Consider the following 26,552-nt stretch of genomic DNA (forward strand, 5'->3'; position numbering starts at 1 on the left):
CAACCAGCGATCGAAGGGGCGACCACCGTGGGAGCTGCACAGAACTATCTGGCGATCATCAAGGTCGTCGGCATCGGTGGCGGCGGCGTCAACGCTGTCAACCGGATGATCGAGGTCGGCCTCAAGGGGGTCGAGTTCATCGCCATCAACACCGACGCCCAGGCGCTGCTGATGAGCGACGCCGACGTCAAGCTCGACATCGGTCGCGAGCTGACCCGCGGTCTCGGTGCCGGCGCCAACCCGAGCGTGGGGGAGAGTGCCGCCGAGGACCACGCCGATGAGATCGAAGAGGTCATGAAGGGCGCCGACATGGTCTTCGTGACTGCCGGCGAGGGTGGCGGCACCGGCACCGGTGGCGCCCCGGTCGTGGCCCGCATCGCCCGCTCCCTCGGCGCACTGACCATCGGTGTGGTGACCCGCCCGTTCGCCTTCGAGGGCCGTCGTCGCGCCAACTCCGCCGAGGACGGGATCGCCAAGCTCCGCGAGGAGGTCGACACCCTCATCGTCATCCCCAACGACCGGCTGCTGTCGATCTCGGACCGCAACGTTTCGGTGATGGACGCCTTCCGCCAGGCCGACCAGGTGCTGCTGCAGGGTGTCTCCGGCATCACCGACCTGATCACCACGCCCGGCCTGATCAACCTCGACTTCGCCGACGTGAAGTCGGTCATGTCCAACGCCGGCTCGGCGCTTATGGGCATCGGCTCCGCCCGCGGTGACAACCGCAGCGTCGAGGCCGCCGAGATGGCCGTCTCCTCGCCGCTGCTGGAGGCGTCGATCGACGGCGCCCACGGAGTCCTGCTCTCGATCGCGGGCGGCTCCGACCTCGGCCTCTTCGAGATCAACGAGGCCGCTGCGCTGGTCGCCGACGCGGTCCACCAGGAGGCCAACATCATCTTCGGCGCGACCATCGACGACGCGCTCGGCGACGAGGTCCGGGTCACCGTGATCGCGGCCGGCTTCGACGGTGGCATGCCCAAGCGCCGCGAGGGCCAGTCGGCACTCGGCACCATGCAGAGCCGCTCGACCAGCTCCCAGTCGGCCAACAACGGCGAGACCGCCGCCGTGGCCACCGCGGTCGCGACCCGGCGCGCCGAGGAGGCCGAGGAGACCCCGGCCGCCGAGCCGGCCAAGCCCGCCAAGCCGGCCCCGGCCACGCCTCCCCCCGCGGCTCCGCCGGCCGAGCCCGCGCCGGTCGCCAAGAAGCCCGCTCCGAGCGTCCAGTACAGCGATGACGAGCTCGACGTTCCCGACTTCCTCAAGTAAACACAGTTTGAAGTAGGTCCCTTTCTTGTATTCGTTCCGAGCCTCAGCAGGCCTCGTCGACCTGGCGTTCACCGACAGGTACGGCGGGGTCAGTCTCGCTCCGTACGCCGAGCTCAACCTGGCGGTCAACGGATCGGACTCGCCGGAGGCGAAGGCCGAGAACCATCGGCTGCTGCTGGCCGACTTCGCCGACGGCGCGCCCTACGCCGACCTCTACCAGGTCCACGGCAACGCGGTCGTCGACGCGGAGTGCGGCACCCGCCCCGAGGCGGACGGAATCGTCACCACCGAGCGCGACCTGGTGCTGCTGGTCCGCACCGCCGACTGCGTACCCGTGCTGTTCGCGGACGAGGCGGCCGGGGTCATCGGTGCGGCGCACGCCGGACGCAAGGGGATGGCGGCCGGCGTCGTGCCCGAGACGATCGCCCGGATGCGCGCGCTCGGCGCGACCCGGATCAGCGCCTGGGTGGGGCCGCACGTGTGCGGCAAGTGCTACGAGGTGCCTGCCGAGATGCAGGAGGAGATCGCCGCGGTCGAGCCGGCCGCGCGCGCCACCACGAGCTGGGGCACGCCGAGCCTCGACGTCGGCGCCGGAGTGCTCGCCCAGCTGGCCCGCGAGGGCGTCGAGACGGTCGACGCCGGCCGCTGCACCCGCGAGTCCGACGACCTCTACTCCTACCGCCGCGACGGCGCCGGCATGTCGCTGGGCGCCCTGATCCGGCTGCGTGGTGCCTGATGGCGACCGATCGCGCCGATGAGATCGCCGCGGGGCTCGCCGAGACCCGCGAGCGGATCGCGGTGGCCGCCAAGGCCGCTGGTCGCCCCGCCGACGACGTCCACCTCGTCGTGGTCACCAAGTTCTTCCCCGCCTCCGACGTACGCATCCTGGCCGGCCTCGGCGTCACCGACGTCGGCGAGAACCGCCACCAGGAGGCGGCGGCCAAGGCAGCCGAGTGCGCCGACCTCGGTCTGCGCTGGCATTACATCGGCGGGCTCCAGTCCAACAAGGCGGCCGCCGTGGCCGGCTACGCCGACGTGGTCGAGTCCGTCGACCGGTCCTCGCTGCTGCCCCGGCTCAGCCGCGGCGCGGGGGAGCGTGGCCAGATCCTCGACGTGCTCCTGCAGGTGTCCCTCGACCCGCCCGGACGCGAGGGTCGCGCCGGGGCGGATCCCGGCGACGTACGCGACCTGGCTGCTGAGGTCGAGACGACCGACGGGCTCCGGCTGCGGGGCCTGATGGCGGTCGCGCCTCTCGGCGAGGAACCGGAGCAGGCATTCGTCCGGCTCGCGCGGATCCGCGAGGACTTCCTGGTCGAGTATCCCGAGGCGACGGTGCTGTCGGCGGGGATGAGCGGCGACCTGGAGCAGGCGATTGCCCATGGCGCGACACACGTACGTGTCGGGTCTGCGGTCCTCGGAGAGAGGCCAACTGTCAAGTAATGTCTCGGTCAGCAATACTTTGGGGAAGGTGGCGACATGAGCGGCGCGATGCGCAGGTTCGGTGAATACCTCGGCCTGCTTGAGGACACCGGGTACGACGACGATGTCTACGAGGGTGACGACGACGAGACCCGCTCCCACGAGGCAGTCAAGGCGCCGGTGCGGTCGAAGCAGTCACGCCCGGCTCCGGTGGCAGACCTTTCCGAGCGGCGACGAGCAACGGTGGTGCCTGCAGTGGCAGAGCTTTCCAAGATCATCACGCTGACCCCGACGTCCTACAACGAAGCGCGTCAGATCGGCGAGAACTACCGCGACGGCACGCCGGTGATCATGAACCTCACCGAGATGAACGATCCGGACGCGAAACGGCTCGTCGACTTTGCGGCGGGCCTGATCTTTGCTACCTATGGGAACATCGAGAGGGTCACCAACAAGGTGTTTCTTATCTCACCTGCGAACGTTTCGGTCACGGCTGAGGCCAAGCAGAGGATCGTTGAGGGCGGCTTCTTCAACCAGAGCTGAGGCCTTCGACACCTGCTCGTAGGTGCCTGGATGCGGTCCGCATCTGGCATGTCTACGGACAGGCGCTAGAGTTTCGACAGCATTACCTGATGCCGCCCCCCGGCGGTGCAGTCCGTACGTCTGAGTCAACCGAGTAATGAATGGGTGAGGTCATGCCGCTGACGCCAGAGGACGTGAGCAACAAGCGCTTTACTCCCGTCCGGCTCCGCGAGGGCTACGACATGGGCGAGGTGGACCAGTTCCTCGACGAGGTCGAGGCCGAACTGGCACGTCTCACCCGGGAGAACGACGACCTTCGCGGGAAGTTGGCATCTGCGCAGTCGGGTGGGGGTCCGTCCTTCCCGATGGCTCCCGAGCCGCCTGCTCCTGAGCCGATGCCGGCTCCTGAGCCGGTCTCGCACCAGATGCCGATGTATCAGGAGGCACCGCAGACCGGCGGCATCGAGACGATCCGGGTCGAGACCGTGCCGGAGGCGTCCAACGCCGCCGCGCGCCTGCTCGAGCTGGCCACGCGCAACCACGACGCGCTCATCGACACTGCCAAGAACGACGCCGACAAGATCGTCGGCGAGGCCCGCACCAAGGCCGAGCGCCTCGAGGCCGAGTCGAAGTCGAAGGCCGACCGCATGGAGGCCGACGCGCGAACTCGTGCGCAGATGCTCGACAGCGAGACCGCCGAGCGTCGCCAGCAGCTCTTCGGCGAGCTCGAGCGTGAGAAGGACAACCTGACCACCGAGGTCGACACACTGCGTAACTTCGAGCGTGAGTACCGCTCCCGCCTGAAGAGCTACTTCACGCAGCAGCTCGACGCGCTCAACAACTCGGCTGAGTCACAGGCGCCCGTGATGGCCGCCGCCGTCAACGAGTCGGGCCCGGCGCCCAAGCGCCTGCGCTCCATCCTGGGGGAGGACGAGGGCTGAGGTCCTCGTAGTCAGGCTTCCATCGGCCGGTCCCGCATCGCGGGGCCGGCCGATGCGTACGTCCGCTGCGTCCTGACGGAGCCCGCCGGCCGCGGCAGGAACGCGTTGTAGCAGGTGAGGCGGGTCCTGTAAGAGGATTTCGGAGTTTTTCCGCGCTGCGGACCAATATGCGTGCAGTTTCGGTGTGTTAGTTGAGTGGAGCCGAATCCCGGGCTACATTCCGGGCACGCACTCCGCACCGACTCGGCGGCGCGAAGTGACGGCAGGAGAAAGGGGACTCCATGTCTGTACCGATGAGGTGTCGCGCCAGCGCGGCAGTCGGGCGCGTCCACGTGGCGACGCCCGAGCTTTCTGGGAATACCAGCTCCTACGTCACGGCTTCCACGTCGGTGGCCGCGGCGAGCGCCTAAGCCAAAACTGACCACCGTGCGGCCCGGGGGGGCCGTGTCTCACACCAGAAAGCGAGTGCCGTGCCTAAGAAAGCAACCAAGACCGTCGTCTCTCCTGACCAGCTGAAGGTCAAGGACGGCGAGGACCCGTGGACGAAGGATGAGCTCAACGAGGTCATCGACGAGCTTCACGAGATGAGGGCTCACAGCCTCGAGGTGCTCACCGCTCTCGAAGCCGAGCTCTCCGGCCTGATGAAGGACTCCGGCGACGGTGCCGGCCAGGACCAGGCCGACATGGGCGCGACCAGCTTCGAGCGTGACCACGAGCTGACCGTGGTCAACAGCGAGAAGGACAAGCTGGCCCAGATCGAGCGTGTCCTGGGATACCTCGAGGACGGCTCGTACGGCATCTGTGAGTCGTGTGGGGAGCCGATCGGCAAGATGCGGCTCATGGCATTCCCGCGTGCCACACTGTGCATGACATGCAAGCAGCGCGAGGAGCGTCGCTGAGCGACGCACATACCGGTCCTGAGTCCGACGTGCGCCCTGTTCGATGGGCCGAGTTCGCGACCGTCGCAGTGTTTCTCCTGGTCATCGACCAGATCACGAAGCTCTGGGCGGTCGCGACGCTCGTTCCCGGGCAGCCGCAGGAGCTGATCGGCTCGGTCCTCCAGCTCAACATCATCCGTAACCCGGGAGCGGCCTTCTCGACCGGCACCGGCTACACCTGGGTCTTCACGACGCTCTCGATCGTGGCCACGATCGGTGTGCTCTGGTTCGCGCGCCGGGTGCGCCACCGGGGCTGGGCCATCGCGCTCGGCATCCTGGTCGCCGGCATCAGCGGCAACCTGGTCGACCGGCTCCTGCGTGAGCCGGGCTTCTACGTCGGGCACGTGGTCGACTTCCTGCAGCTGCCCAACTGGCCGATCTTCAACGTCGCCGACATGTGCATCAACGTCGCCGCGGTGCTGATCGTGATCTTCTCGTTCAAGGGGATCGGGCTGGACGGGTCGATCGACGGCGGTGCGGCGGACGAGTCCGATGACACCTCGGACGAGCCCGAGGGCGAGAAGAAGTGAACTTCGGTCACGCCGATCAGCGCACGCTGCACGTCCCGGACGGCCTGGAGGGGGAACGGGTCGACGCCGCCATGGCGCGGCTGTTCGGCCTCTCCCGCACCCGCGCGGCGGAGCTGATCGCCGAAGGGCTGGTGACCGTTGACGGCTCGGTCGTGGCCAAGAGCGACCGGGTCAGCGCCGGGTCGATGCTCGACGCGACGATCCCGTCGCAGGCGGACCCTCTGGAGATCAAGCCCGAGATCGTCGAGGGCATCAAGATCATCTACGACGACGACGCCTTCGTGGTGATCGACAAGCCCGTCGGTGTCGCCGTCCACCCCTCGCCGGGCTGGCAGGGGAAGACCGTCGTCGGTCACCTCGTCGCGGCCGGCTTCCGGATCTCCACCTCAGGAGCCAAGGAGCGCGAGGGCATCGTCCAGCGCCTCGACGTCGGCACCTCGGGCGTGATGGTGATCGCCAAGTCCGAGCACGCCTACTCCGTCCTCAAGAACGCGTTCCGGCAGCGTACGGTCGACAAGACCTACCACGCGCTGGTCCAGGGCCATCCCGACCCGCTCGAGGGGACGATCGACGCGCCGATCGGGCGCAACCCGAAGTACGACTACAAGTTCGCGGTCCGCGCGGACGGGCGTCAGTCGGTGACCCACTACGAGACGCTCGAGGCGCATCGGTTCGCCTCGCTGCTCGAGATCCACCTCGAGACCGGGCGCACCCACCAGATCCGCGTCCACATGTCTGCGCTGAAGCACCCGTGCGTCGGCGACCTCACCTACGGCGCCGACCCCGCTCTGGCGCGGCGAGTCGGGGTCGAGCGGCAGTGGCTGCACGCGGTGCAGCTCGGCTTCGAGCACCCGGAGACCGGTGAGTACGTCACCTTCGAGTCGACCTATCCCGACGACCTCCAGCACGCCCTCGATGTCATTCGCGACTCCGACTGAGGCGGTGCTCCGCCCGGCGGAGTCCGAGGACATCGCCGAGATCGTCCGCACCTACGTCGAGGCACGTGCCGCCGCGCCGATGCCGGCGCCGATCTACCCGGAGTCGGACATCCGGGAGTGGCTCGCGGTCAAGGTCCTGGCGCCCCAGAAGGGGTCGCAGGTCTGGGTCGCGGAGGTCGACGGCGTCGTCTCGGCCTTCGTCGCCTTCACCCCGACCTGGCTCGACGACCTCTTCGTCCACCCCCGCGCCCAGGGGACCGGGATCGGCACCATGCTGCTCGACCTGGTGAAGTCGCTGACCCCCGACGGCTTCGGCCTGTGGGTCTTCGAGATGAACACCCCCGCGCGAGCCTTCTACGCCCGCCACGGACTGCGTGAGGTCGAGCGGACCGACGGCTCGGCCAACCAGGAGAAGACTCCCGACGTACGGATGGCCTGGTCCTGACCTACTCGCCCTTCAGGTGGTCCATCTCGGCCGCGATGAGGGCGATCTCGGCGGGTCCGACGCGGCAGCAGCCACCGACGTACGCAGCCCCGGACCGCGCCCAGGAGAGGGCCTCTCCGGGCCGGAAGTGAGGGCTGCCGGTCCAGGCGCCGTCGGCGTAGGTCTCTCCGGTGTTGGGGTAGACGACGGCGGGCTCGCCGGTGGCGGCGGCCAGCTGGACGGCGGCGGGGACGTCGGCCGGGTCGCAGCAGTTGACGCCGACGGCGACCACCGAGCGGATGCCCGCGGCCAGCGCCAGGGCGTCGGCCAGGGGCTGATCGGCGCGGGTGCGGGTGCCGGCGCAGGAGTAGGAGAACCACACCGGAAGACCGATGTCGTCGAGGAGGTCGACCAGCACCTCGGCCTCCTCGATGTCGGGGATGGTCTCGACCGCGATGAGGTCGGGGTCCTCGGTCTCGAGCAGCGCCAGCCGGGGTGCGTGGAAGTCACGCAGCACGGCCGCCGAGACGCCGTAGCGGCCGCGGTACTCGGACCCGTCGGCCAGGTAGGCGCCATAGGGTCCGATCGAGGCGGCGACCAGGCGTCCAGGAGCCTCCTCGGCGACCTCGCGCGCGACGCGGACGCTGCGGCGCAGCAGCTCGGTGGCGTACGTCTGGGTCATCCCGGCCTCCACGAAACCGGGCACGCTGGCCTGGTAGCTGGCGGTCGTGGCGACGTCGGCGCCGGCGGTGAAGTAGGCGCGGTGGACCGCGGCGATCTCCGCGGGCGACTCGTCAAGCAGCCGGGCCGTCCACAGGGCCCCGGAGACATCGTGACCGCGTGCTTCCAGCGCGTTGGACAGGCCGCCGTCGAGGATCGTCACCACAACTCAAGACTGTACGGCCAGCCGCCCGAAAAACTGTCGGTGGCGCCAGATAGTCTGTAGTCCTTCCCCCAGGTCGTCCGTTTGAGCACGGGCTCCTGCGCCCGCTCCATCCGTTCGACCTCGAGGAGGGCTCCACGCCAATGGCGGCCGGCTCCAAGGACTCTTTCGTCCACCTGCACGTCCACACCGAATACTCGATGCTGGACGGAGCCTCGCTCCTCGACGGGTTGTTCTCGCGCACCGCCGAGCTGGAGATGCCGGCGATCGCGATGACCGACCACGGCAACATGCACGGCGCCTACGACTTCTGGTCGAAGGCGCGTAAGCACGACGTGAAGCCGATCATCGGCATCGAGGCCTACATCACGCCGAACACCCCGCGCGGCGAGCGCAAGCGGGTGCGCTGGGGCAAGGGCGACCAGGCGCAGGAGGGCGGCGACGACGTCTCGGGTGGTGGTGCCTACACCCACATGACGATGTGGGCCGAGTCCACCGAGGGGATGCACAACCTCTTCCGGCTCTCGAGCCGCTCCAGCCTGGAGGGCTACTACTTCAAGCCGCGGATGGACAAGGAGATCCTCGCCGAGCACTCCAAGGGGATCATCGTCTCCACCGGCTGCCCCTCGGGCGCGATCCAGACCCGGCTGCGGCTGGGCCAGTGGGACGAGGCGCTCAAGGAGGCCGGTGAGCTGCAGGACATCTTCGGGAAGGACAACGTCTTCCTCGAGCTGATGGACCACGGCATCTCCATCGAGAAGCGGGTCCGTGACGACCTGCTCAAGCTCGGCAAGGCGATGAACATCCGCCCGGTCGCGACCAACGACTCCCACTACAACAACCCCGAGGACGCCGCCGCCCACGAGGCGCTGCTGTGCGTCCAGTCGGGCAGCCGGATGACCGAGCCGCCCTACTCCAAGGGCGGCAAGCGGTTCGCGTTCGAGGGCAGCGGCTACTACATCAAGACCGCCGCCGAGATGCGCGAGCTGTGGGGCCGGCAGGACCTGATCGAGGCCTGCGACAACACCCTGCTGATCGCCGAGCGCTGCGACGTGCAGTTCACCGAGTCGACCGGTGGCTACATGGCGCTCGCCGACATCCCCGAGGGCGAGACCGAGGAGTCGTGGCTGCGCAAGGAGACCTGGCGCGGCATCGAGCTGCGCTACCCGGGCGAGAAGACGACCCAAGAGGTCCGGGACCGCGTCGAGTTCGAGATCGACGTCATCCTGCAGAAGGGCTACCCGGGCTACTTCCTGGTGGTCGCCGACTTCATCCAGTGGTCCAAGGACAACGGCATCCGGATCGGACCGGGCCGTGGTTCCGGTGCCGGCTCGATCGTGGCGTACGCGCTGCGGATCACCGATCTCGACCCGCTCGAGCACGGACTCTTCTTCGAGCGGTTCCTCAACCCCGAGCGTCCCTCGATGCCCGACTTCGACATCGACTTCGACGACCATCGCCGCGGCGAGACGATCAAGTACGTCACCGAGAAGTACGGCGCGGAGAAGGTCGCCCAGATCGCCACCTTCGGCCGGATCAAGGCCAAGCAGGCGATCAAGGACGCCGCCCGCATCCTCGACCACGGCTTCGCGATCGGCGACCGGATCACCAAGGCGCTGCCGCCCGACGTGATGGGCAAGGGCGTTCCGCTCAAGGAGCTGTTCAACCCCGACCACAAGCGCTACGGCGAGGGTGGCGACTTCCGGGCTCTGCACGACACCGACCCCGACGTCCGCAAGATCTACGAGACCGCGCTCGGTCTCGAGGGCCAGATCCGGCAGACCGGCATCCACGCCGCGGGCGTGATCATGGCCTCTGAGCCGATCATCGACATCGTCCCGCTGATGGAGCCCAAGCAGGACGGCCAGGTCGTCACGCAGTTCGAGTATCCGACCTGCGAGGCGCTCGGCCTGGTCAAGATGGACTTCCTGGGCCTCTCCAACCTCCACACCCTCGAGGACGCGCTCGGCAACATCCGCGCCAACCGCGACATCGACCTGGTGCTCGAGGAGGTCCCCTTCGACGACAAGCCGACCTATGAGCTGATGCAGCGCGGCGACACGCTCGGCGTCTTCCAGCTCGATGGTGGTGGCATGCGGGCGCTGCTGCGCTCGATGCTCCCCGACCGGTTCGCCGACATCACCGCGGTCTCCGCGCTCTACCGACCCGGCCCGATGGGTGCCGACTCCCACAACAAGTACGCCCACCGCAAGAACGGCCGCGAGCCGATCGTGCCGATCCACCCCGAGCTCGAGAAGCCGCTCGCCGAGGTGCTGGGGGAGACGTACGGCCTGATCGTCTATCAGGAGCAGGTGATGTCGATCGCCCAGGTCCTGGCCGGGTTCTCGCTCGGACAGGCCGACAACCTGCGCCGCGCGATGGGCAAGAAGAAGAAGGCCGAGCTCGACAAGCAGTACGCCGGCTTCCAGGCCGGCATGCTCGAGCGCGGCTACTCCCAGAAGGCGATCGACACGATCTGGGAGATCCTGCTGCCGTTCTCCGACTACGCCTTCAACAAGTCGCACTCGGCGGCCTACGGCGTGGTCACCTACTGGACCGCCTACCTCAAGGCCAACTACCCGACCGAATACATGGCCGCGCTCTTGACCTCGGTCAAGAACGACAAGGACAAGATGGCGATCTACCTCAACGAGTGTCGCCGGATGAAGATCGCGGTGCTGCCGCCCGACGTCAACGAGTCCGCCCACGACTTCACCGCGGTCGGCAGCGACATCCGCTTCGGCCTGACCGCCGTGCGCAACGTCGGCGCCCAGGTGGTCGACGGCATCGTCGAGGCCCGCACCTCCAAGGGGCGCTTCGAGGACTTCAACGACTATCTCTCCAAGGTGCCCGAGCGGGCCTGCAACAAGCGCGTGATCGAGTCGCTGATCAAGGCCGGTGCCTTCGACGACATGAAGCACCGCCGCCGCGCGCTGGTGGCGATCCATGAGACCGCCGTGGACCAGTACATCGACATCAAGCGCAACGAGGCGATCGGCCAGGACTCGCTCTTCGGCGGCCTCGACGAGGACGGCGGCGACGGCTTCGGCGTCTCGGTGGCCATCCCCGACATGGACGAGTGGGACAAGATGACCCTGCTCGGCCATGAGCGGGAGATGCTGGGTCTCTACGTCTCCGACCACCCGCTGATGGGCCTGGAGCACGTCCTCGCCAACGGCACCGACTGCACCATCGGTCAGCTGATGACCGACGAGACGCGACCCCACAACACCACCGTCACGGTCTCCGGACTGGTCACCAACGTCAACCGGCGCATCACCAAGAAGGGCGACGCCTGGGCGACGGTGACCCTGGAGGACCTCGAGGGCTCGGTCGAGGTGCTGCTCTTCCCGTCGTCCTACCAGCTGGCCGCGCCGCATCTGGTCGAGGACTCGATCATCCGGGTCAAGGGCCAGCTCTCCCGCGACAAGGACCAGCCCGAGCTGCGTGGCCAGGAGGTCACCGTCCCCGACCTGACCGGCGGCCCGGGTGCCGCCGGGGGACCGGTGGTGATCTCGCTGCCCTCGACGCGGTGCACGCCGCAGGTGATCGCGTCGCTGCGTGACGTACTGACCACCTATCCCGGAGTAGCCGAGGTCAGGCTACGGTTGATGACACGGGACGCGACCCGGGTCATGAAGCTCGATGACCGGCTGCGGGTGGCACCGACTCCCGAGCTGTTCGCCGACCTCAAACAACTCCTCGGACCAGGATGCCTGACAATCTGATCGTGCCGCCGCCGCCCAGTCTCTACGCGACCGGCCACCGCTCCGCCCGCCCCGACCTGTCCCGTCCGGTGCTGGTCCAGGTGGCCATCATCGTGGCCGCCTTCATCGCCGGCGGCCTCGTGGCTGGTCTCGCGGCGGCGACGTTGTGGACGCCGCCGACCGGGATGGTGCTCGAGGACAAGTGGTACCGCGGGCTCATCTCGATCGACCCGCCCGCCATCGGGCAGAACATCGATCAGGGCGTCTTCGCCGCGACAGCGTGGTTCTCGGTCTGCGCGATCGTGCTCGGCCTGCTGGTCGGCATCGCGGCCGCAGTCTGGCTCAACCGCTCCGAGCTGGTCACCCTCGGTGCGCTGATGGTCGGCGGTGCGATCGGTGGCGGCCTGATGCTGCTGATCACCTCGCTGCTCTCGCCCGAGGACCCCAATGGTCTCGCCAAGGGTGCCGCCGACGGCACCGTGCTGGAGGACAGCTTCCAGCTGGCCTCGCCGTGGCTGGTCCTCCTCGTCCCGGGCTCGGCGATGCTGGCGCTCATGGTCATCTTCTTGATGTGGGCGCCGCACCCTCCCGCGGATCACGAGCTCGAGGGGCAGCAGGCCGCGACCGAAAGGTAAATTCGGCGGACAGCCGCCGTTGGTCGGCGTAGATTCAACAGGTTGGACGGTTGGCACAGTGCTGACCGACAGAACCTGAAAGTCACTGATGTCAGAGAACACGCCCGGTCAGAACCCGTCTGGACCGGAGGCGACAGAGATCCTCGACCTCGGCGGGGACCCTGCTGGAAAGAGCAGGAAGCCGCTGATCATCGGCGCGGCAGCTGTCGTCGGCGTCGCTGTGCTGGCGACCGCCGGCACCGTCACCGCGGTCGCACTGAGCAACGCCGGGAGCTCCCCGGCAGAGGCGTTCCCCGCCTCGACCGTCGCTTACGCCGAGATCGACCTGACCGAGGCCAAGGACGCCCTGCCGACGCTGCGAAAGCTGCCTTCGCTCGAGAAGGAGCTCGGCCTGAAGCAGGGCGAGGACCCGCGCGAGATGCTGTTCACGAACGCCTGTGACGAGCTCGACTTCGCCGCGGACGTCGAGCCGTGGATCGGCTACAAGGCCGCGGTCGGCGCAGTCCCCACGGACGCGGAGCCGGTGCTCGCGTTCGCCCTCCAGGTCACCGACGAGTCCGATGCCGAGGCCGGCCTTCCCAAGCTCGCCGAGTGCGGCGGCTCGGAGTCCGCGTGGGCGGTCTCTGATGGTTGGGCGCTCATCGCGGAGACCGACGACGATCTGGCCGCGATCGAGAAGGCGGTGGAGGCTGGCACCCTGGCCGAGGACGCCGGCTTCGAGAAGTGGACCGGTGACGTCGGCGGCACCGGGTTCATCACGGCGTACGCCGCCAAGGAGCTGCCCGACGCGATCGCCGACGCGGCTGAGAACGGCGTGTTCGACGAGGCCGAGGGAGAGCTCGCCGAGAACCCGATGGGTGGGATCGCGCCGATGCCCGACCCGGCCGCCCTGGCCGACACGATCCGGTCGGCGATGAAGGACTTCGGTGGCGGGGCCTTCACCGTACGTGCCGACGAGAACGCCTTCGAGCTCGAGGCCGCCTCGACGGTGGGTGAGCAGGCCGAGTCCATGGAGGCCGGCACCATCGCCGGCACCCTGCCGAAGGACACCACCGCGGTGATCGCGGCCAACCCGGCCGACGGCTGGCTCACGACCGGCCTGGCCGGGAGCGGCGCGGAGGACCAGTTCACGCAGATGCTCGGGATGGCGCCCGGTGACCTAGAGAAGCTCCTCGGAGACAGCTTCGCGATCGCTGCCGGCGAGATCGACCTGAGTGCTCCGGACTCCCTGGACATCGGGATCAAGCTCGACGGTGCCGACTCTGCCGATGTCGAGAAGTTCGTCGGCGACCTCGCCGCGGGCTTCGGTGCTCAGGGCATCGTCAGCGTCGACAGCGAGGGCGAGGTGACCTCCGTCGGGACGGGCGACTACAGCAAGGACCTGCTCGCCGACGGTGGTCTGGCAGAGACCGACAAGTTCAAGAACGCGGTCCCCAACGCCGAGGACTCCTCCGGGGTGGTCTACGTCGACTTCGACGGTCTCGACGACCTAGTGGCGGCCGAGGCTCCCGAGGTCGCCGACGACATCGAGGCGCTCGGCCAGCTCGGCTTCAGCGCCTACCTGGACGGCGACACCTCGCGAGCCCTGGCTCGCATCACCGTCGACTGACCTGCCGAGCCGAGTCGGCTCGAACTGACAGGATCCGTCGCCGAGTCGGCTCGTCATGACGAGCCGACTCGGCGTGGGTTTTGGTCAGTTCGCGCCGACTCGGGGGTCATCTGGCGATGGGGGCCGTGGTGGCGTCCGTGATCTTGATCAGGTCGGCGGGGGAGAGCTCGATGTCCAGGCCGCGGCGGCCGCCGGAGACGTAGATCGAGTCGTACGTCGTGGCGGACTCGTCCAGGACGGTCGGGTGGGGACGCTTCTGGCCGACGGGGGAGATTCCGCCGGCGACGTAGCCGGTCGCACGCTCGGCGGCGGTCACCTCGGCCATCTGCGCCTTCGAGCCACCCAGCGCGCGGGCCAGCGCCTTGAGATCGAGCTGGCCGGTGACGGGCACGATGCCGACGACGAGCTTCCCGTCCAGGGCGGCCATCAGCGTCTTGAAGACCTGCTTCGGCTCGACGCCGAGGGCCTCGGCGGCCTCCAGGCCGTAGGACTCGGCGCGCGGATCGTGCTCGTACGGGTGCAGGGTGTAGTCGATGCCGGCCTGGGTGAGGGCGACGGTCGCCGGGGTTCCTCCGCCGGCTCGCTTCCCGGACTGCTTCCCGCCCTGTTTCTTCGGCATCAGTTGGGGGACCACTTCGTGCGGGCGACCTCGGTCGCGGGCAACGAGGGGATGACGTTCATCGCCTTGAGCTCGGAGCGGAGCAGGTCGGTGGCCATGCCGAGGCGTACGCCGGCGTCGGGTGCCTCCAGGAGCGCCTGCCGGTCGGGCATGGGCAGGGGAGTGGTGGCCGAGATGGTCCAGGAGAGGAACTCCGGGTCCTTCGGGAGCGAGCCGGAGAACGGGTCGTCGCGGAACTCCAGCAGCGCGGCTCGGTAGGCGGTGAAGGTCGCTCGTGCGGTGTCGACGATGGCGTGCGGGACCGCGACGTGATCCTCGGGGAGGTCCTCGATGTCGGCGAGGGGGAAGTCGCCCGAGCTGACCAGGCTGTCCATCCGGATCCGGTCGACCGCGAGCACCTCGAGGTCGAAGGAGCCGTCGTCGTGCCGCTCCACCTCGGTGATCAGCAGCTTCACCCCGACGCGGTAGAGCGACTGCGCGCCGGTCTCGCCGACCTCGTAGCCCTCGCGGATCGCGACCGAGCCGAAGTGGCGGTCCTCCTCTTCCTGGCGGAGCAGGTGGTGCACCATCGCGCGGTAGCGGTCCTCGAAGACGCGCAGCGGCAGGGTCACGCCGGGAAACAGGACCGCGTTGAGCGGGAACATGGGTAGTCGCTGGCGCTCGTTCACGGGCACCAACCTATGGGGGCCGCGGGCGTGTGCGCCCGCGAACCCCCGTGTTGTTTCAGCTGCCGACCCGAGTCGTCAGTCGTCGTAGACCGCCCGGTCGATCTTGGTGTGGTAGCGCTGACCGGCGGCGGCGCCGACGAGTGCCCCGACGAGCATCACGGCCAGGAGTGCGATGCCGGTGATCACGGCGCCCCAGCTGAGCTGGTCGGTGCTCAGCCCCACGCTGGGCAGGTCGACCTGCCGCATGATGTCGTAGCTGGTGCCGAACAGGGTGCCTGCGATGGCAGCGATGATCATCGCCACGATCGCAACGATCCAGACGCCCAGGCCCTGTCGGCGGGCGTCGAAGCGGGACATCCGGCCGGCGACGTACCCGCCGGCGTAGTAGCCGACGAACATCACCACGGCGAGCGTGATCGCCGCCGCGATACCGACCGTGCCGGACATCTCCTCCAGGTCCGTCTGGGTCCAGTTCTGGTTGGCTCCGATCGCCGAGGCGACGGCGCTGATGATCGCCCCGAGAAGAACGGTGACTCCGATGGCGACCAGCCAGCCGAAGAAGCAGGCGCCCCAGTTCATGCCTCCGTAGGTGTCGTGGAGAGCGGCACGTCGGCCCTCCTCGGCGTGGCGATGGTGCTCGACGGCGTCGCCCGCGCGCAGGGGGCCGGCCTCGCCCTCGGCGTTGTGCGGGCGCTCGACGCGGTCGTCGTGGCCGACGACCGCCGGACCACCGGGGTGGTAGTCGCGGGTCGAGGCGTGGTTCTCGTCGACGCCGGGCTGGTTCTCGTCTGCTTGCTGGTGTTGTCGGTGGAACGGTCGTGTCAGTGCCATGACGATCCTCCTTTGGTGGGTCGGATCTCCGAGTACCCGGATCGGGGCGCCATATGCGTCTCTCCGCCGCGTGTCGGGCGGCGTCCACGTGGCGTCGGCAGATCGGCTCCGGAGGCCGCCCACTCGTAGACTTGAGGCATGATCCGCCGCATCGACCTGAGGGGTGCCGACAGAGGCGCCGCTTCGACCATCGACTACCGCGCCGCCGTTCCGCGTGCCGAGTTCGACATCGAGGCGGCCACTCATGCGGTGCAGCCGATCATCGACGCCGTCCGCGAGCGCGGCCGGGAGGCGATCGCCGAGTTCTCCGAGAAGTTCGACGGCGTCCGCGTCGACGACATCCGGGTCCCGGCCGCGGCGCTGACCAAGGCGCTCGACGAGCTCGACCCGGCGATCCGGGCCGGGCTCGAGGAGTCGATCGCGCGGCTGCGTACGACCTGTGCCGCCGAGCTCGAGCAGGACGCGGTCACCGACCTGGCGCCCGGCGCCCGGGTGACGCACCGCAAGGTGCCGGTGGGGCGCGTGGGGCTCTATGTGCCCGGTGGTCTGGCTCCGCTGGTCTCCTCGGTGCTGATGAACGTCGTTCCGGCGCAGGTCGCCGGGGTGCCCTCGATCGCGCTGGCCTCGCCGCCGCAGAAAGAGTTCGGTGGGCTTCCGCAGCCCACCATCCTGGCCGCGTGCGCGCTGCTGGGCGTCGATGAGGTCTACGCCGTCGGCGGCGCCCAAGCGATCGCGATGTTCGCCTACGGCGTCGATCCGTGCGAGCGCGTCGACATGGTCACCGGCCCCGGCAACATCTACGTCGTCACCGCGAAGCGCCTGCTCAAGGGCCAGGTCGGGATCGACTCCGAGGCGGGCCCGACCGAGATCGCGATCCTCGCCGACGAGACCGCCGAGGCCGCCTACGTCGCCGCCGACCTGATCTCCCAGGCCGAGCACGACCCGCTGGCCGCCTCGGTGCTGGTCACCGACTCCGAGACGCTCGCCGCCGACGTGGAGGCCGAGCTCGACAAGCAGGTCGCCGCGACCAAGCACGTCGAGAGGATCCGTACGTCGCTGACCGGCGCGCAGTCGGGCATCGTGCTCGTCGATGACATCGACCAGGGCGTCGACGTCGTGAACGCGTACGCCGCCGAGCACCTCGAGATCCACACCCCCGACGCCGCCCGGGTCGCCGGCCGGATCCGCAACGCCGGCGCGATCTTCGTCGGCTCCTACGCTCCGGTGTCCCTGGGCGACTACTGCGCCGGGTCCAACCACGTGCTGCCCACCGGCGGCTGCGCCTGCCACTCCTCGGGTCTCTCGGTGCGAGCCTTCACCAAGTCGATCCACGTCGTCGACTACTCCCGCGAGGGGCTGGCCGCGGTCAAGGACCACGTGGTCACGCTCGCCGAGGCCGAGGACCTGCCGGGCCACGGCGCGGCCGTGTCGGTGAGGTTCTCCTCATGAGCTGGCCCCCGATCCGTGCCGAGCTCGCCGGGATCGAGCCCTACGGCGCTCCGCAGCTGGACGTCCCGGTCCAGCTCAACGTCAACGAGAACCCTTACCAGCCCTCCGCCGAGACGGTCGCCGACATCGCGGCCAGCGTCGGCGAGGCGGCGCGCACGCTCAACCGCTACCCGGACCGCGAGTTCGTCGCGCTGCGGGAGGGGCTGGCTGCGTACCTCTCCTCGGATGTGGAGGCGCAGATCGCGCCGGAGCAGGTGTGGGCGGCCAACGGGTCCAACGAGGTGATGCTGCAGCTGCTGCAGGCCTTCGGTGGTCCGGGGCGCACCGCGATCAGCTTCGCGCCGACCTACTCGATGTATCCGGAGTACGCCCGCGACACCAACACCGAGTGGGTCGTCGGACACCGCGAGAGCGACTTCGCGATCGACCTGGAGAAGGCGCGGGCGCTGGTCGAGGAGACCCGGCCCCACGTCGTACTGCTGCCGAGCCCCAACAACCCCACCGGCACCGCGCTGCCGCCGGAGGCGGTCACCGTGCTGTGCGAGGCCGTCGGCGACGGCGGCATCGTCGTGGTCGACGAGGCCTACGGCGAGTTCCGGCGGGCCGGGGTGCCCTCGGCGCTCGAGCTGCTCTCCGAGCACCGCAACCTGGTCGTCACCCGCACGATGTCGAAGGCGTTCGCCGGGGCCGGGCTGCGGCTCGGCTACCTGGCGGCCGACCCGGCGATCTGTGACGCGATCCGCGTCGTACGCCTGCCCTACCACCTCTCCGCGGTGACCCAGGCGGCGGCGAGCGCGGCCCTGCGGCACGCGCCGGAGCTGCTGGGCTACGTGGCCGATCTTCGCGAGGAGCGGGACACGCTGGTCGAGTGGCTGCGTGAGCAGGGGCTCGAGGTCGCCGACTCGGACGCCAACTTCGTCCTCTTCGGGCGTTACGCCGATCGGCACGCCGTCTGGCAGGGGCTCCTCGACCGCGGAGTGCTGATCCGCGAGACCGGGCCCGACGGATGGCTGCGGGTCTCGGTCGGGACACCCGACGAGATGACCGCTTTCAAGCAAGCTTTGACCGATGTGAACGGAGCACGCGTATGAGTTCGGCACGGACTGCCCGGATCGAGCGGGAGACCTCGGAGTCGAAGGTCGTCGTCGAGGTGAACCTCGACGGCACCGGACGGGTGGACGTCTCGACGGGCGTCGGCTTCTACGACCACATGCTGACCGCCTTCGGGCGGCACTCCCTCGTCGACCTGACCGTGCACTCCGAGGGCGACGTACACATCGACGCCCACCACACCGTCGAGGACACCGCGATCGTCCTCGGCCAGGCGCTTCGCCAGGCGCTCGGTGACAAGAAGGGCATCCGTCGCTACGGCGACGCGACCGTCCCGCTCGACGAGGCGCTCGTACGCTGCGTCGTGGACGTCTCCGGCCGGCCGTACTCGGTCCACACCGGCGAGCCGGAGGGCCAGCAGTACGTGCTGCTCGGCGGCTCGGGTGTGCCCTACCTCGGCTCCCTGACCCAGCACATCTTCGACTCCATCGCCCACCACGCTCACCTGACGATGCACGTCAACGTGCTCGCCGGGCGCGAGCCGCACCACATCGTGGAGACGCAGTTCAAGGCGTTCGCGCGCGCGTTCCGCGACGCGGTCGCCTACGACCCGCGCGAGACCGGGATCCCGTCGACGAAGGGCGCACTGTGAGCGAGCGTCAGCGAGTGAACAATCGTGTCAATACAGCGCCGCGTTCGTATTCTGGCGCTTGCGCTACGGACGTGGTGCTGTGAGTGCACCCTCCGTCGTCGTCCTGGACTACGGCTCCGGAAATGTACGCTCCGCCGTCCGCGCCGTCGAGCGCGCCGGTGCCTCGGTCGAGCTGACCGGTGACCTCGACGCCGCGATGGCGGCCGACGGTCTGCTGGTGCCCGGTGTGGGGGCTTTCGAGGCCTGCATGAAGGGCCTGCGCGCGATCCGCGGCGAGCGGATCATCGCCCGGCGTCTCGCCGGCGGCCGTCCGGTCATGGGGATCTGCGTCGGCATGCAGATCCTCTTCGAGACCGGCATCGAGCACGGTGTCGAGACCGAGGGCTGCGGTGAGTGGCCCGGCGTCGTCGAGCGCCTCCAGGCGCCGATCGTGCCCCACATGGGCTGGAACACGCTCGACGCGCCGTCCGGGACGTCCCTGTTCGCGGGTGTCGAGAAGGAACGGTTCTACTTCGTGCACTCCTACGGCGTACGCGACTGGACCCTGGTCACCAACGACCGCACCGTCGCGCCGCTGGTCACCTGGGCCGAGCACGGCGGCGACCGGTTCGTGGCCGCCGTCGAGAACGGCCCGCTGACCGCTACCCAGTTCCACCCGGAGAAGTCCGGCGACGCCGGCGCCGCGGTCCTGCGCAACTGGGTGTCCTCCTTGAAGGCGGCGTAGGTGGCCCAGACCGGAGCCCGGGCGAAGGCCCGTGCCGAGCGTGAGCGGCTGGCCGCCGAGGCCGCCGAGCAGCAGGCCGCCCGCGCGGCCCGCTCCTCGGCGCGTCGAGCGCGGCGTGAACGGTTGACTGCTTGGGTTCCGGCTCGCCGCTCCCGGCCGGTCAGTGCGCTCGCGGAGCGCCGGCGGCGCAACGTACGGATCCTGATCGTCGTCCTGCTCCTCCTCAATGCGCTCGTCTACCTCGTCACCGAGGATGTCGGCACGGTGACCTTCTCGGCCATCGCATCGGTGCTGGTCGCGCCTGTGGTCTACACGCTGCTGTTCCGCCGCTAAAGTGGCCGGATGGCAGCCAAGACGACCTGGACCGACGCCGATCCGGTGGGTTTCATAGAGGCTGTCGAGCCTCCCGGTCGCCGTCGGGACGCCGTCACGCTGCTGGAGCTGATGCGGCGCGCCACAGGGGTGGAGCCCCGGATGTTCGGGTCCGCGATCGTGGGTTTCGGCGAGTACCACTACAAGTACGCCAGCGGCACCGAAGGCGATGCTCCGGCCGCGGGCTTCTCGCCCCGCAAGTCCGCCTCGGTCGTCTACCTCAACGACGGCATCTCGGCCCACGAAGATCTCCTCGCCCGCCTCGGCCCACACACCCACGGCGTCGGCTGCCTCTATCTCAAGGACGTCGACGCGGTCGATCTGAGCGTTCTCGAGGAGATCGTCCGCCGCTCGTACGCCACCCTCACCAGCGGCACCTACGGCAAGCGCGCAGCGGAGGGCTGAGCGTCGTGATCGACGACTTCGCGAAGGCGCATCTGCACGACAAGCTCCGCAGCGTCCGGGAGGCGCTGGTGTGGAAGGTCGAGGGACTCTCCGAGCACGACGTCCGCCGACCGATGACGCCGACGGGCACCAACCTGCTCGGGCTGGTCAAGCACAACGCCCTCTCCGACGCCCGCTACTTCGGCGAGGTCTTCGGCCGTACGCCGCCGCTCGATCTCCCGCCGTGGGACACCGCCGGGTGGTGGGATGCCACCCACCGGGCGACGGATCACGAGAGCCGGAGCGATGTCCTCGACCTCGCCGACCGCGTCTGGTCCCACGTGGACGCCACCATCGAGGCGCTCCCGATCGACGCTCCCGGCCACGTGCCGTGGTGGGACGAGGACGTCATGCTCTTCAACATCATGGCCGCCCGCCTCTGCGACGCCACCCGTCACGCCGGCCACGCCGACATCCTCCGCGAGACCATCGACGGCTCGGTCGGCGTGAACCCCGAGAGCGCCTGAGTGGTGGCGCCGAGCGTGCACAGGTGGGCGATCCCCGAGCGGGAGTACGCGCGACACGAGACTCGGCGGGGACGGCGCTACGCATATCAGAGCCTCGACCCAGCCAGGACCGCGCTGGTCGTCGTCGACCTCGTGCCGTTCTTCTACGAGGCGAACGAGACGTGCTACGCGATCACCCCGAACGTACGTCTGCTGGCGGATGTCCTCCGTGAGGCAGGCGGCATCGTCGCATGGGTTGTGCCGGGAGACCCCGGACCGACGACCTGGGCGCGGGAGTTCCGCGGGGAGGAGGTCGCCGAGATGTTCCGGCGCAGCGGTGGCGCGGGGCCGATCGAGGGGCGGCTCGGGCCTGGTCTGGAGGCGCACGAGGGTGACCTGCTCGCCGAGAAGACCGCGACGAGCGCGCTCTTCCCTGGTAGCTCGACGCTGCACGACCAGCTTCGGGAGCGTGACGTCGAGACCGTTGTCGTCACCGGCACGCTCACCGAGGTCTGCGTCGCCGGCACGGCGCGGGACGCGGCAACGCTGGGATATCGCACGATCCTGGTCGGCGACGCCACCGCCGGTCGCGACGACGAGTCCCACAACGCGACGCTGACGACCATCTATCGCACCTTCGGCGACGTACGCAGCACCGACGATGTCCTCGAGCTCGTCGCCGCCGGAGGTAGTGTCGGTACATGACCGACTACGAGGTCTCCAGGTCAGCGGTCCTGCCGTGCGACGTCGGGCGCGCGCACGCGCTGCTCGACGACTTCCATCAATGGCCGGCCTGGTCGCCATGGGAGGGACTTGACCCGGACATGTCGCGGACCTACTCGGGCGCAGAATCCGGTGTCGGGGCGCGCTATGCGTGGTCGGGCAACAAGCGCGCGGGGGCCGGCGCGATGGAGATCACCGAGTCGAGCCCCGAGCACATCGAGGTCGCGCTGGAGTTCCTCAAGCCGTTCAAGAGCCGGAGCACGGTGAGCTTCGACCTCGCCACCGTCGCCGACGGCACCCAGCTGATGTGGACCCATGCCGGATCGGTGGGTGGCGTGATGGGCCTGATGGCCAAGGTCTACCCGATGGAGAAGGCCATTGCGCCCGACATGGAGAAGGGGTTGGCCAACCTGATGACCCTGGCCGCGCGCCCTGCGGACATGGACTGATCCGGTCGGAGCTGCTCCGAAACAGATTGCGTACCGATCGCGGCGCGACCTAGGTTGCCGGACATGACACCTCGGCGGTTCGGGATCTGTATCGATGCCAACGACCCGGAGAAGGTCGCGGGATTCTGGGCAGCGGTGCTGCGCCGGGAGACCGAGACGAATGGCGATGAGATCCGGCTGCTGCCACGCACGGAGGACGACCTCCGGATCCGGTTCATGCCAACGAAGGCGCCGAAGACGCTGGCCAATCCGCACCATCTCCATCTGACCAGCAGCCTGCCCGATGACCAGCAGCGCACCGTCGACCGGCTGATCGGCCTCGGGGCCACCCACCTCGATGTCGGCCAGCGGCCGGACGAGGACCACATCGTGCTCGGCGACCCGGAGGGCAACGAGCTGTGCGTGATCCCGGCCGGCAACCGTTGGCTGGAGGGGACGGGCTTCTTGGGCGAGGTGGCCGCGGACGGGTCGCGGGAGAACGGGACCTTCTGGAGCGCCGCGCTCGGCTGGCCGCTGGTCTGGGACCAGGACGGCGAGACCGCGGTCGCGACCCCGTCGGGCAGTGCCAAGGTCGCCTGGGGCGGGCCGCCACCGGTGCCGCGTGGGCCGCGGGACCGGTTCCGCTTCGACCTGATCGCGCCCGAGGACACCAGCCCTGCTGATGAGATCCAGCGCCTCGTCGGGCTCGGCGCCACGGTCGTCGCCGAGACGTACGGTGACGGGCGGTGGGCGAGGATGACCGACTTGGATGCGTACGAGTTCGAGCTGCTGGCGCCTTGCTAGATGTGTTCCTTGGTCGAGGTATGCAGCCGAAGGGCCGCTTCCCGCGCGGAACTCCGGGAGGGATGTGTTCCTTCGTCTGCATACCTTGATGGAGGAACCGTCTCGCAGCAGGACGGCGGGGCAGGAGTGGAGGCGTACAGAACATAGGATCGTCCTCATGGGTGACTACCTCGAGCTCCTGCCGGCCGTCGATGTGAAGGGCGGGCAGGCGGTGCAGCTTGTCCAGGGCGTGGACGGGTCGGAGAAGCGGTTCGGCGATCCCTACGAGGCCGCGCTGCGGTGGCAGGAGACCGGGGCCGAGTGGATCCATCTGGTCGACCTCGACGCCGCCTTCGGTCACGGCAACAACCGCGAGATCCTCGCCGGGATCGTCGGCAAGCTCGACATCAAGGTCGAGATGAGCGGTGGGATCCGCGACGACGAGTCGCTCGAGGCCGCGATGGCGACCGGCTGCCGCCGCGTCAACGTCGGCACCGCCGCGCTGGAGAACCCGGAGTGGACCAGGCAGGCGATCGCGACCTACGGCGACCGGGTCGCGGTGGGTCTGGACGTACGCGGCCGAACCCTCGCCGCGCGTGGCTGGACCAAGGACGGCGGCGACCTCTACGAGACGCTCACCCGCCTCGACTCCGAGGGCTGCGCGCGCTACGTCGTCACCGACGTCAACAAGGACGGCATGCTCCAGGGCCCCAACCTCGACCTGCTGCGCGCGGTCTGCGAGGCCACCGATCGCCCGGTCGTGGCGAGCGGGGGAGTGACCACCATCGACGACATCGAGGCCCTCATGGGTCTGGTCGAGGTCGGCGTGGAGGGTGCGATCGCCGGCACGGCTCTCTACACCGGTTCCCTGGACCTCGCCGAGGCGCTCGACCTCACGCTCGGCCGGCCGCGTGGAGACCTGTCATGAGTTTGGCGGTACGTGTCATTCCCTGCCTCGACGTCGACGCCGGTCGCGTCGTCAAGGGGATCAACTTCAAGGAGCTGCGCGACGCCGGCGACCCGGTGGAGCTGGCCGCGACGTACGACAAGGAAGGCGCCGACGAGCTCACCTTCCTCGACATCTCCGCCTCCCACGAGGGGCGGGCGACGACGCTCGAGATCGTCACCCGCACCGCTGAGCAGGTCTTCATCCCGCTCACGGTCGGCGGCGGGATCCGCAGCGTCGACGACGTGGACCGGATGCTTCGTGCCGGCGCGGACAAGATCGCCGTCAACACCGCGGCCATCGACCGCCCCGAGCTGATCGCCGAGATCGCCGACCGGTTCGGTAACCAGGTGCTCGTGCTCTCCGTCGATGCCCGGCGGGCGCCGGCGACCGACTCCGGTTTCGAGGTCACCACGCATGGCGGTCGCAAGTCAGCGGGTCTGGATGCGATCGAATGGGCGGCGAAGGCCGTCGAGCTCGGCGCCGGCGAGATCCTGCTCAACGCGATGGACGCCGACGGCACCGAGGACGGCTTCGACATCGACCTGATCAAGGCCGTACGCAGCGAGGTGACCGTCCCGGTCATCGCCTCCGGTGGCGCCGGTAAGGCCGACCACTTCCCGCCCGCGGTCGACGCCGGCGCCGACGCCGTCCTCGCGGCCACGATCTTCCACTTCGGCAAGGTGCGGATCGGCGAGGTCAAGCAGGCGCTCTCCGGCGCCGGCGCGGCTGTTCGCTGACGGTCGCCCGCGCGGCAGAATCCCGCCATGGCGGGATTCTGCTTCTCTCCACCGGATAGCCCGCCGCGTTATCGCACACTTTGGTCGCTGCCCGGCTACCGCACAGCCCCGTCGCCGGGACAGGCTGGCCTGGCGCAGATTCCCGCCATGGCGGGAATCTGCGCCCCGGCGCGGGCGGCTAGCTCAGCAGAGAGCTCGGGATCTGCCCGTGGCGTACGCGCTGGGGGTGGTTGCCGACGTCGAGGTAGGCGAGCTCCTTGCCGGTGCGGAAGTCGATCACGGCGACCGCGTCGGCGTCGGACAGCGATGCCCAGCAGGTACTGCCGATGCCTTCGGTGGTCCAGTAGGGCTTGCCGTAGAAGTGGCCGGTGGTCTCCTCGTCGAGGATGGTGTGCTCGCCGCTGGAGCGGTCGACCATCGCGACGTAGTCGTCCATCGTGCCCGCCGCACACAGGGTCTCGCCCTTGGAATCGATCGAGAGGCCGTGGTGGGCGGAGTCGTTGACATAGAGCTCGCGCGGCAGCGGGGTGCGCTTGGGGAGCTGGATGACTCGGGTGACGGCGCCGGTGCGGGGCTCCTCGACGGAGCCGGTGGAGTAGCCGACCTTTCCGTCGATGTCGGCCGCCTGGGTGTCGAACTCGACCAGGCCGTGCAGGAACGACATCTGGAAGTAGATGAACCGCTCACCGGGCGCGACCGCCATGGGACGTACGGCTGAGGAGATCGAGGGGTAGCCGGCCTCCTCCAGCTCCTTGCCCATCTCCCAGCGCTGGGAGACCTCGAAGCTGGACTCGTCGACGATCTCGAACCAGCGGTCGCCCTTGATCGCGTCGTGGATCGGGCCGATCTTGATCGGCGGGAGGAGGTCGGTGCCGGGGATGGTGCCGAGGCCGAGCTGGTCGAGATTGATCAGCGGCAGCGAGTCGAGGGAGATCTCCTTCTGGTCGCCGGGCAGGTAGACGCGGCCGATGGAGGCGTGGAAGATGCGCGAGCCGTCCTTGGAGTAGTTGTTCTCGTGGGGCGTCTCGCCCGACTCGAACGTACGCAGCCGCTCACCCGTCCGCGGGTCGCCCGCTCCGCCCATCCAGTACTCGTGCACCGAGCGCGAGGTCGAGTCCGAGACCAGCAGCTTCGTGCCGTCGGGGGAGAGGCCCATGTGGTCGGTGCGGTGGCCGTCCATCTGCTGCTCGACCACGACGGGGTCCGGCGAGCCCGCGAGCGCCTTCTCGATGTCGATCCAGACCACGTCGGCCAGGCTGGGGCGTGAGACCGCCAGCAGCTTGCCGTCCCGGGTGGTGAACATGTCGTCCACAAGCTGGTCGTTGCCTTCGCCGGGGCCGTAGCGGACGAGGTAGTACATCGCCAGCCGCTCGGGATCCTGATGGATCGCGGCGATCTCCTCGTCCTTGTCCGGCACCAGGTCGATGTCCTTGCGCAGCACCTCGAAGCTGCGGGCATCGACGATCGAAGCCGTCCCGTCCCAGTTGTTGCCCACGACCATCACGTCCCGCAGCTCTGGTGTCGCGCTCGCGCTCACTGCTGGAGCGGCTGCGCTGAGTGAGAAGACGAAGAGCATGGCGACGGTGACTGCTGCCGCACGACGCATCGTGGGACCTCCTGGGGGATTCGGTTATCTGAGACACAACGTCCGTGGGTGGGGGAGGTTACGGGCGGGTAGGGGTCTTGGGCGTACACGGACTGTTTCTTCGGGGTTGGGGTGGGCCGCCGACCCGTTCTTTGAGGGTCTTCTCGACGGTCCCCGGAGTAAAGGACGGCCTTCGGCCGCCGGCTTCGCCGGCCGCTTCGCGGTCCTTGACACCGGGGCCCGTCGAGAAAAGATTTGGCTGGCTATCGGGGCGGCGGCC

General features: G+C 69.0%; 29 protein-coding genes. 24 read left to right on the forward strand and 5 right to left on the reverse strand.

The genetic code is table 11. From position 1 onward, the window contains the following. Nucleotides 1–27: 27 nt before the first annotated feature. The 9 genes from ftsZ to ABZY89_RS19800 all read left to right on the forward strand — a co-directional run bounded on the left by ftsZ (nt 28) and on the right by ABZY89_RS19800 (nt 6,999). Nucleotides 28–1,266, forward strand: a complete 1,239-nt coding sequence (ftsZ, locus tag ABZY89_RS19760; RefSeq protein WP_355229924.1) for a cell division protein FtsZ — start codon at nt 28–30, stop codon at nt 1,264–1,266. Between the two features lie 25 nt (nt 1,267–1,291). Further along, nucleotides 1,292–2,002 carry a peptidoglycan editing factor PgeF gene (pgeF, locus tag ABZY89_RS19765; RefSeq protein ID WP_355229926.1) on the forward strand — a complete coding sequence of 237 codons (711 nt, stop codon included), beginning with the start codon at nt 1,292–1,294 and terminating at the stop codon, nt 2,000–2,002. Then, nucleotides 2,002–2,706, forward strand: a complete 705-nt coding sequence (locus ABZY89_RS19770; RefSeq protein WP_355229928.1) for a YggS family pyridoxal phosphate-dependent enzyme — start codon at nt 2,002–2,004, stop codon at nt 2,704–2,706. The genes pgeF and ABZY89_RS19770 overlap by 1 nt, the downstream gene beginning before the upstream one ends. Before the next feature lie 36 nt (nt 2,707–2,742). Continuing rightward, nucleotides 2,743–3,228, forward strand: coding sequence for a cell division protein SepF (gene sepF / locus ABZY89_RS19775; RefSeq protein WP_355229930.1), 486 nt, complete (start codon nt 2,743–2,745; stop codon nt 3,226–3,228). A gap of 152 nt (nt 3,229–3,380) precedes the next feature. After that, the gene (locus ABZY89_RS19780; RefSeq protein WP_229788310.1) at nt 3,381–4,148 is read left to right on the forward strand and encodes a DivIVA domain-containing protein; all 768 of its coding nucleotides are present in this window, start codon (nt 3,381–3,383) and stop codon (nt 4,146–4,148) included. Between the two features lie 470 nt (nt 4,149–4,618). Continuing rightward, complete coding sequence (locus ABZY89_RS19785; RefSeq protein ID WP_160024321.1) at nt 4,619–5,047, forward strand: TraR/DksA family transcriptional regulator; 429 nt, start codon at nt 4,619–4,621, stop codon at nt 5,045–5,047. Beyond that, nucleotides 5,020–5,616 (forward strand): signal peptidase II, encoded by a 597-nt coding sequence (gene lspA / locus ABZY89_RS19790; protein WP_355229932.1) that lies wholly within the window; start codon nt 5,020–5,022, stop codon nt 5,614–5,616. The genes ABZY89_RS19785 and lspA overlap by 28 nt, the downstream gene beginning before the upstream one ends. Further along, nucleotides 5,613–6,554 carry an RluA family pseudouridine synthase gene (locus ABZY89_RS19795; RefSeq protein ID WP_355229933.1) on the forward strand — a complete coding sequence of 314 codons (942 nt, stop codon included), beginning with the start codon at nt 5,613–5,615 and terminating at the stop codon, nt 6,552–6,554. The genes lspA and ABZY89_RS19795 overlap by 4 nt, the downstream gene beginning before the upstream one ends. Next, complete coding sequence (locus ABZY89_RS19800; protein WP_355229935.1) at nt 6,532–6,999, forward strand: GNAT family N-acetyltransferase; 468 nt, start codon at nt 6,532–6,534, stop codon at nt 6,997–6,999. The genes ABZY89_RS19795 and ABZY89_RS19800 overlap by 23 nt, the downstream gene beginning before the upstream one ends. Nucleotide 7,000: 1 nt before the next feature. Here the strand turns inward: ABZY89_RS19800 and mmuM are convergent, their stop codons facing one another. After that, nucleotides 7,001–7,864: a homocysteine S-methyltransferase gene (mmuM, locus tag ABZY89_RS19805; RefSeq protein WP_355229937.1), complete on the reverse strand. Its 864-nt coding sequence runs from the start codon at nt 7,862–7,864 to the stop codon at nt 7,001–7,003. Nucleotides 7,865–8,004: 140 nt separating this feature from the next. Between mmuM and dnaE the strand changes: the two genes are divergently transcribed. The 3 genes from dnaE to ABZY89_RS19820 all read left to right on the forward strand — a co-directional run bounded on the left by dnaE (nt 8,005) and on the right by ABZY89_RS19820 (nt 13,812). After that, entirely contained in the window at nt 8,005–11,589 is a 3,585-nt protein-coding gene (gene dnaE / locus ABZY89_RS19810; RefSeq protein WP_355229939.1) for a DNA polymerase III subunit alpha, read from the forward strand. After that, nucleotides 11,574–12,203: a hypothetical protein gene (locus tag ABZY89_RS19815; RefSeq protein ID WP_355229940.1), complete on the forward strand. Its 630-nt coding sequence runs from the start codon at nt 11,574–11,576 to the stop codon at nt 12,201–12,203. Before dnaE ends, ABZY89_RS19815 begins: the two co-directional genes overlap by 16 nt. An 88-nt stretch (nt 12,204–12,291) precedes the next feature. Further along, a complete protein-coding gene (locus ABZY89_RS19820; RefSeq protein ID WP_355229942.1) occupies nt 12,292–13,812 on the forward strand; it encodes a hypothetical protein in 1,521 nt (506 codons plus the stop codon). A 106-nt stretch (nt 13,813–13,918) separates the two neighbouring features. Here the strand turns inward: ABZY89_RS19820 and ybaK are convergent, their stop codons facing one another. The 3 genes from ybaK to ABZY89_RS19835 form a co-directional block, all read right to left on the reverse strand. Next, nucleotides 13,919–14,431, reverse strand: a complete 513-nt coding sequence (ybaK, locus tag ABZY89_RS19825) for a Cys-tRNA(Pro) deacylase (RefSeq protein WP_355229944.1) — start codon at nt 14,429–14,431, stop codon at nt 13,919–13,921. After that, a complete protein-coding gene (locus ABZY89_RS19830) occupies nt 14,431–15,099 on the reverse strand; it encodes an LON peptidase substrate-binding domain-containing protein (protein WP_355229946.1) in 669 nt (222 codons plus the stop codon). The genes ybaK and ABZY89_RS19830 overlap by 1 nt, the downstream gene beginning before the upstream one ends. A 75-nt stretch (nt 15,100–15,174) precedes the next feature. Next, nucleotides 15,175–15,930: a hypothetical protein gene (locus ABZY89_RS19835; protein WP_355229947.1), complete on the reverse strand. Its 756-nt coding sequence runs from the start codon at nt 15,928–15,930 to the stop codon at nt 15,175–15,177. A gap of 138 nt (nt 15,931–16,068) precedes the next feature. Between ABZY89_RS19835 and hisD the strand changes: the two genes are divergently transcribed. The 12 genes from hisD to hisF all read left to right on the forward strand — a co-directional run bounded on the left by hisD (nt 16,069) and on the right by hisF (nt 24,687). Next, nucleotides 16,069–17,379 carry a histidinol dehydrogenase gene (gene hisD, locus ABZY89_RS19840; protein ID WP_355229948.1) on the forward strand — a complete coding sequence of 437 codons (1,311 nt, stop codon included), beginning with the start codon at nt 16,069–16,071 and terminating at the stop codon, nt 17,377–17,379. Then, the gene (locus tag ABZY89_RS19845) at nt 17,376–18,470 is read left to right on the forward strand and encodes a histidinol-phosphate transaminase (RefSeq protein ID WP_355229949.1); all 1,095 of its coding nucleotides are present in this window, start codon (nt 17,376–17,378) and stop codon (nt 18,468–18,470) included. The genes hisD and ABZY89_RS19845 overlap by 4 nt, the downstream gene beginning before the upstream one ends. Further along, entirely contained in the window at nt 18,467–19,081 is a 615-nt protein-coding gene (gene hisB / locus ABZY89_RS19850; protein ID WP_355229950.1) for an imidazoleglycerol-phosphate dehydratase HisB, read from the forward strand. Before ABZY89_RS19845 ends, hisB begins: the two co-directional genes overlap by 4 nt. Before the next feature lie 79 nt (nt 19,082–19,160). Beyond that, nucleotides 19,161–19,805, forward strand: coding sequence for an imidazole glycerol phosphate synthase subunit HisH (gene hisH / locus ABZY89_RS19855; RefSeq protein WP_355229952.1), 645 nt, complete (start codon nt 19,161–19,163; stop codon nt 19,803–19,805). Then, nucleotides 19,806–20,138 carry a hypothetical protein gene (locus tag ABZY89_RS19860; protein ID WP_355229954.1) on the forward strand — a complete coding sequence of 111 codons (333 nt, stop codon included), beginning with the start codon at nt 19,806–19,808 and terminating at the stop codon, nt 20,136–20,138. It abuts the gene before it with no gap. 9 nt (nt 20,139–20,147) lie between these two features. Beyond that, nucleotides 20,148–20,582: a DUF1801 domain-containing protein gene (locus ABZY89_RS19865; protein WP_355229956.1), complete on the forward strand. Its 435-nt coding sequence runs from the start codon at nt 20,148–20,150 to the stop codon at nt 20,580–20,582. A 5-nt stretch (nt 20,583–20,587) separates the two neighbouring features. Further along, nucleotides 20,588–21,088 carry a DinB family protein gene (locus ABZY89_RS19870; protein ID WP_355229957.1) on the forward strand — a complete coding sequence of 167 codons (501 nt, stop codon included), beginning with the start codon at nt 20,588–20,590 and terminating at the stop codon, nt 21,086–21,088. A 15-nt stretch (nt 21,089–21,103) separates the two neighbouring features. After that, nucleotides 21,104–21,772, forward strand: coding sequence for a cysteine hydrolase (locus ABZY89_RS19875; protein ID WP_355229959.1), 669 nt, complete (start codon nt 21,104–21,106; stop codon nt 21,770–21,772). Further along, complete coding sequence (locus ABZY89_RS19880; RefSeq protein ID WP_355229960.1) at nt 21,769–22,239, forward strand: SRPBCC family protein; 471 nt, start codon at nt 21,769–21,771, stop codon at nt 22,237–22,239. Before ABZY89_RS19875 ends, ABZY89_RS19880 begins: the two co-directional genes overlap by 4 nt. 63 nt (nt 22,240–22,302) lie before the next feature. Then, the gene (locus tag ABZY89_RS19885) at nt 22,303–23,022 is read left to right on the forward strand and encodes a VOC family protein (protein ID WP_355229962.1); all 720 of its coding nucleotides are present in this window, start codon (nt 22,303–22,305) and stop codon (nt 23,020–23,022) included. A gap of 157 nt (nt 23,023–23,179) precedes the next feature. Then, a complete protein-coding gene (gene priA / locus ABZY89_RS19890) occupies nt 23,180–23,929 on the forward strand; it encodes a bifunctional 1-(5-phosphoribosyl)-5-((5-phosphoribosylamino)methylideneamino)imidazole-4-carboxamide isomerase/phosphoribosylanthranilate isomerase PriA (RefSeq protein WP_355229964.1) in 750 nt (249 codons plus the stop codon). Next, nucleotides 23,926–24,687 carry an imidazole glycerol phosphate synthase subunit HisF gene (gene hisF / locus ABZY89_RS19895; protein WP_355229965.1) on the forward strand — a complete coding sequence of 254 codons (762 nt, stop codon included), beginning with the start codon at nt 23,926–23,928 and terminating at the stop codon, nt 24,685–24,687. The genes priA and hisF overlap by 4 nt, the downstream gene beginning before the upstream one ends. Before the next feature lie 178 nt (nt 24,688–24,865). Here hisF and ABZY89_RS19900 read toward each other — a convergent pair whose 3' ends face one another. Continuing rightward, nucleotides 24,866–26,293, reverse strand: coding sequence for a serine/threonine protein kinase (locus ABZY89_RS19900; protein WP_355229966.1), 1,428 nt, complete (start codon nt 26,291–26,293; stop codon nt 24,866–24,868). Nucleotides 26,294–26,552 lie beyond the last annotated feature (259 nt).

It is taken from the genome of Nocardioides sp. NPDC006303 (assembly GCF_040613175.1).
In the GTDB taxonomy this organism is placed as follows: Bacteria; Actinomycetota; Actinomycetes; order Propionibacteriales; family Nocardioidaceae; genus Nocardioides.